6 protein-coding genes are annotated in these 5,602 nt (G+C 69.5%); 5 read left to right on the top strand and 1 reads right to left on the bottom strand.

The features are described from left to right. The 3 genes from VGB14_12345 to VGB14_12335 all read left to right on the top strand — a co-directional run. Positions 1-295, top strand: a 295-nt coding sequence (locus VGB14_12345; GenBank protein HEX9993709.1) for a hypothetical protein, incomplete at its 5' end; no start/stop codon positions are given. Next, entirely contained in the window at positions 264-1,022 is a 759-nt protein-coding gene (locus VGB14_12340) for a deoxyribonuclease IV (GenBank protein ID HEX9993708.1), read from the top strand. The genes VGB14_12345 and VGB14_12340, both read left to right, overlap by 32 nt. 1 nt (position 1,023) lies before the next feature. After that, complete coding sequence (locus tag VGB14_12335; protein HEX9993707.1) at positions 1,024-1,389, top strand: VOC family protein; 366 nt, start codon at positions 1,024-1,026, stop codon at positions 1,387-1,389. Here the strand turns inward: VGB14_12335 and VGB14_12330 are convergent. Beyond that, entirely contained in the window at positions 1,386-3,272 is a 1,887-nt protein-coding gene (locus VGB14_12330; protein ID HEX9993706.1) for an ABC transporter ATP-binding protein, read from the bottom strand. The genes VGB14_12335 and VGB14_12330 overlap by 4 nt on opposite strands. A gap of 67 nt (positions 3,273-3,339) precedes the next feature. On the opposite strand from VGB14_12330, the gene VGB14_12325 reads away from it, so the two are divergent. Both VGB14_12325 and VGB14_12320 read left to right on the top strand, forming a co-directional pair. Next, positions 3,340-4,329: an IS1595 family transposase gene (locus VGB14_12325; protein ID HEX9993705.1), complete on the top strand. Its 990-nt coding sequence runs from the start codon at positions 3,340-3,342 to the stop codon at positions 4,327-4,329. Positions 4,330-4,459: 130 nt separating this feature from the next. After that, complete coding sequence (locus VGB14_12320) at positions 4,460-5,293, top strand: hypothetical protein (protein HEX9993704.1); 834 nt, start codon at positions 4,460-4,462, stop codon at positions 5,291-5,293. Positions 5,294-5,602: the final 309 nt, after the last annotated feature.

Here is a 5,602-nt window from a genome sequence, read left to right as displayed (position 1 = left end):
CACGCTGGTCCGCGGTGACCTGCGGGTCGCGGCCGACGCCATCCGCCTGTCCCGCCGCACGCTGTCGACGATCAAGGGCAACCTGTTCTGGGCCTTCGCCTACAACGTCGCCGCCATCCCGCTGGCGGTGGCCGGGATGCTGGTCCCGATGATCGCCGCGGGCGCCATGGCGTTCTCGTCGGTCTTCGTCGTCACGAACTCGCTCCGCCTCCGCCGCTTCCGGGGCGCCCGTTCGGGGGCCGGCGGGGGGTACCGTCGGGCCCGTGCTGATCGGCTCGCACGTCCCGCCCGTTGACCCCCGCGGCTCGGCGGCCGCCGAGGGCGCCGACTGCGTCCAGATCTTCCTCGGCGACCCGCAGAGCTGGCACCCGCCGAAGCCGAGGGACGACGCCGACGCGCTCCGCTCCTCCGGCATCCCGGTGTACGTCCACGCCCCGTACCTGGTGAACCTGGCGGCGGCCAACCCCAGGATCCGCCACCCGAGCAGGAAGATCCTCCAGGACACCTGCGACGGCGCCGCGGCCATCGGCGCGACCGCGGTGATCGTCCACGGCGGGCACGTCGCCGCGGAGGGCGACCAGGAGGAGGGCTTCGGGCGCTGGCGCACGGCGCTCGAGCGGCTGGAGACGACCGTCCCCGTCTACCTGGAGAACACCGCCGGCGGGGACCACGCCATGGCCCGCCGCTTCGACGTGCTGGCCCGCCTGTGGGACCGGGTGGCCGACCTCGGCCTCGGCTTCTGCCTCGACACCTGCCACGCCCACGCCGCCGGCGAGGAGGTCGTCACCGCGGCCGAGCGCATCCTCGCCATCACCGGCCGCATCGACCTCGTCCACTGCAACGACTCGCGCGACCCGTTCGGGTCGGCGAGGGACCGCCACGAGCACCTCGGGCGGGGGACGATCGAGCCGGACGCGCTGGTCGCCGTCGTCCGCACCGCGAACGCGCCGGTCATCTGCGAGACCGGGGACGACGGCCGCAAGGACGACATCGCCTTCCTGCGCGAGCGGGTCGGCGCCTGAGGTGGGCCTCCGCTTCGAGCACGTCACCTTCGACTGCGCGGACGCGGCGGGGCTGGCCCGGTTCTGGGCGGCCGCCCTCGGCTGGGACGTCGGCCCCGACGCCTCCGCCGACCTCGCGGCCGTCGGCGGCCCCAACCGGCCGCGGGAGACGCCGGGGCTGCTGTTCCTGCGGGTGGACGAGCCGAAGACGGCGAAGAACCGCTTTCATCCCGACCTCGTCGCCGACGACCTCGACGCCGAGGTGGCCCGCCTCGCCGGCCTCGGGGCGACGACGATCGCCGAGCGGTCCGGCTTCGGCACCCGCTGGGTGACGATGGCCGACCCCGAGGGCAACGAGTTCGACGTCGTCCAGGCGAGGACCGGCTAGCCGACCGCCCCCTCGGCGGGGGCCACGTCGCCCCGCACGAGGGTCCGGTAGAGGTCGGCGTAGAGGCCGTTCGCCGCCAGCAGCTGCTCGTGGGTGCCCCGCTCCACGATCCGGCCCTCGTCGAGCACGAGGATCTGGTGGGCGGCCCGGATGGTCGACAGGCGGTGGGCGATGACGATCGCCGTGCGGCCGGCCAGCGCGGTGGCGAGGGCCTGCTGGACGGCGGCCTCGTTCTCGGAGTCGAGGTGGCTGGTGGCCTCGTCGAGGATGACGACGGCCGGGTCCTTCAGCAGCATCCGGGCGATGGCCAGGCGCTGCTTCTCGCCGCCCGACAGGCGGTAGCCCCGCTCGCCCACCAGGGTCTCGTAGCCGTCGGGCAGGGCGGCGATCACGTCGTGGACCTGGGCGGCCCGGCAGGCGGCCTCCAGCTCCTGCTGGGTGGCGCCGGGCCGGGCGTACCGGAGGTTGTTGGCGACCGTGTCGTGGAACAGGTGCGGGTCCTGGGCGACCACGCCGATGGCGGCCCGCAGGGTCGCCTGGGTCAGGTCGCGGACGTCGACGCCGTCCACCCGCACGGCGCCCTCGCTCACGTCGTAGAGCCGAGGGATCAGCGCGGAGAGGGTGGTCTTCCCGGCGCCCGACGGGCCGACCAGGGCCACGAGCTGGCCGGGCTCGACCGTCGCCGACACGTCCTTCAGCACCCAGGCGGTGGCGTCCGCCGACAGCGGGCGGTTGCCGTCGAGCTCGAGCGAGGCGATCGACACCTCCGCGGCCGCCGGGTAGCGGAACCACACCCGGTCGACCTCCACCCGGCCCCTCGGCTCGACCAGGTCGACGGCGCCGGGCCGGTCGTCGATCACCCGGGGGGCGTCGAGCACCTCGAACACCCGGTCGAAGGCCACGAAGGCCGTCATCAGGTCGACCCTGGCGTTGGTCAGGCTGGTGAGCGGGGTGTAGATGCGGGCGACGTAGGCGGCCATGGCGACCAGGGTCCCGGCCGTGATGGCGCCGGAGATGGCGAGGTTGGCGCCCACCCCGTAGACGACGGCCGTCCCCACCGAGCCGACCAGGCCGAGGGCGATGAAGAACGTGCGGCCGTACATGGCGGAGCGGACGCCGATGTCGCGCACCCGCCCGGCCTTGGCGGAGAACTCGGCGGCCTCGTCGTCGTGCCGGCCGAACAGCTTCACGAGCATGGCCCCGGCGACGTTGAACCGCTCGGTCATCGTGGCGTTCATCGCCGCGTTGAGGTCCATGCCCTCCCTGGTGATGGCCTGGAGCCGGCGACCGACCCGCTTCGCCGGCCAGATGAACACCGGGAGGAGGACGAGGGACAGCAGGGTGAGCCGCCACTCCAGCACGAACATCGTGGTCAGCGTGGTGGCCAGGACGATCACGTTGGACACGACGGCGCCGAGCGTCCCGGTCAGCGCGCTCTGGGCCCCGACCACGTCGGTGTTCATCCGGCTGGTCAGCGCGCCCGTCTGGGTGCGGGTGAAGAAGGCCAGCGGCATCCGCTGCACGTGGTCGAACAGCGAGGAGCGCAGGTCGAAGATCAGCCCCTCGCCGACCCGGGCCGAGCACCACCGCTCGGCGAGCGACAGCCCGGCGCTGGCCACGGCGGCCAGCACGACGAGCACGGCGATCAGGTTGACGAGCCCGCGGTCGCGGTCGGGGATGGCCTCGTCGATGACCGTGCGGAACAGCAGCGGCGGCACGAGGGCGAGCAGGGCCTCGGCGACGATCGTGGCGAGGAACACGGCCAGCAGGCGCCGGTAGGGGCGGGCGTGCCCCCACACCCGGCGCACGACCTTGCGGTCCACCGACCGTCCCTGGATGGCGGACGGGTCCCGTCCGAGCGCGAGGTGCGGTCCCATCCTCATGCCGGGAATCGTAAGCCGTTCCGGTAACTATCCCTTCACTGTCGTACCCCCTGCGTACCATGGTCGTATGGCACAGGTGGACCGGAACAACCCGAAGCGAGCGGCGTCGTCGGAGTCGTCGTGGTCGCTGATGGAGTTCCTTCGGGACTTCCCCGATGACGCCGCGTGCCTTGAGTGGCTTTGGCGCACCCGGTACTCGCCCGATGGTGAGCACGCTCATTGCCCGAAGTGCGACCGGGAGCGGGTGTTCAAGAAGTACGCCATGTGCAACCGGAACACGTCGTGGTCGTGCACGGGCTGCGGGCACCACGTCCACCCGACGGCGGGGACGATCTTCCACAAGTCGTCCACGTCGCTCAAGCTGTGGTTCTACGCCATGTACCTCATGGTGAGCACTCGCTGCGGGATTTCCGCCAAGCAGCTTGAGCGCGAGTTGGGCGTCACGTACAAGACGGCGTGGCGCATGTTCCACCTGATCCGCAACGAACTCATGGTGCAGGACGACACCGAACCGTTCTCCGGTGAAGTGGAGATTGACGAGACGTTCGTTGGCGGCAAGCCCCGTCAGGCTGACCGGGCGCGGTACTCGCACCTGCCCACGTCGGCTATGCGCCAGTCGGCCGCCGTCCGGCACGCCATGTCGAAGAAGGTCACGGTGCTCGGGATGGTCGAGAGGGGCGGCCGGGTCGCGGCGCACGTCGTACCTCGGGCTGACGCTGAGTCCATCATGCCGCACGTCGTGGAACGGGTGCTGCCGGAGTCCACCGTCTACACCGACGAGGCGACTCACTACACGGCGTCGGTGCCGAACGCTGGCTACCAGCATCGCCGGATTCACCACAAGGCTCGGGTGTACGTCGAAGGTGACGTGCACACGAACACCATTGAGGGGTTCTGGTCGCTGGTGAAAAGCAGCCTGCGAGGTACCCATCACGCCGTCTCCGCCAAGTACCTACAGGGGTACTTGAATGAGTACGTGTGGCGGTACAACCGGCGGGATGACCGCCGGGCGATGTTCTGGTCGCTACTCCTCCGGGCGGCTGTCCCGGTCCGATGACGTCTCGGGCCGTGCGACCTTCCGCAGAGCGTCGAGCACGTCATCGCGCTTCGGCACCGGGATCGTGTAGCCCTGCGGCGTCTCCTGCGTCGGTTCGTTGTCGTCTGGCATTGTCCTCCCAGCGTAGGCCATGGACCTCGACCTGACCGGAACTGCCCTCAAGTGGTGGCGAGCCCAGGAGCACCTCGACACGCTCACAGAGGTGATCGAGAGCTACCAACGAGGTGACCCATACTCGCTTATCCGCGAGAGCAACGCGGAACAAACGAAACACGTCTGGCGCGCCTCCATTCGCCAATACCCGAAGCTTGGCTGGTCTTTGACCATCAGCGAGTTCCTGTTCAACCTGCGGTCGAGCCTCGACAACCTCGCCTGGGCTCTGGCGGAGGGATACAAGGTTCCCGCTCCGTCGAATACGCAGTTCCCTATCTTCGGCACCCGCGAAGCGTGGGAGGCGAAGCGAAAGGACGGGACGATGGCGGGGCCGCATCAAATGCGGGGCCTGTCCGGTGACCATCAGGCAATCATCGAGGAATTGCAGCCGTTCCAGCGAGGGCAAGTGGCGCCAGGGATCGACGGCTATCCGTGGTCCTACATGTTCAATGATTTGTGGCGTCTGCACAGCTTGCACAACCTTGACAAGCACCGAGCCATCCCAATCTCGGTGCTGATATCGGACTGCGTGCCTCATCCCGCTCTCGGCGCCGGGATAACGTCGTTCCAGACGATCGGGGCTGTACAGGACGGAGCAGAAGTCTGCGGTGTCAGTGCCGACTTTCCACTTTACGATGTGTACGTGCACGGCGATTCGCCGCTCGCTGTAGGCATCGCGGAGACGTCCGTCACAACAGAAATCGTTCTCCCACTTGAGTTCATCGACATGCTCGTCAAAGTCGAGGATGTCATCCGAGTCCTCACGGGGGTGGACATCCGAGAGTTCTGCTCGTCGGTCAGTCACGGCTGACCGACTCTCGTGTGGGGCGTCCTAGAGACGACCGGTCGAACGTGCCCAGCGTTCGATATCGGGCCAGTACCAGATAAGCGTTTGACTCACCTTCGTTACCGGCTCGGGGAAGTCGGCGTGCCGCCGACGCCACACGCGGACGACCTGCGGACTCGCAGCGCCCAGCCGGGCGGCTATCTCCGTCGCCCCGACCAGCTGGTCTACGTCCAACCGTCGGCCCACCGGCGCCCCCTGGTACGGTGTTATGGGGCCGGGTCAGTGGCCCCATACATGCAGTGGCCCCGGCGGTGCGCCAACACCCCGGGGCCT

The organism is Acidimicrobiales bacterium, assembly GCA_036399815.1.
GTDB lineage: Bacteria > Actinomycetota > Acidimicrobiia > Acidimicrobiales > DASWMK01 > DASWMK01.
Note: the sequence above shows the minus strand (reverse complement) of the source record. Positions and strands in the feature narration are given on the sequence as shown.

Excerpts from the sequence above, each read along its gene's own strand:
- VGB14_12330 (HEX9993706.1), bottom strand. The coding sequence starts at position 3,272 with ATGAGGATGGGACCGCACCTCGCGCTCGGACGGGACCCGTCCGCCATC.
- VGB14_12325 (HEX9993705.1), top strand. The coding sequence starts at position 3,340 with ATGGCACAGGTGGACCGGAACAACCCGAAGCGAGCGGCGTCGTCGGAG.
- VGB14_12320 (HEX9993704.1), top strand. The coding sequence starts at position 4,460 with ATGGACCTCGACCTGACCGGAACTGCCCTCAAGTGGTGGCGAGCCCAG.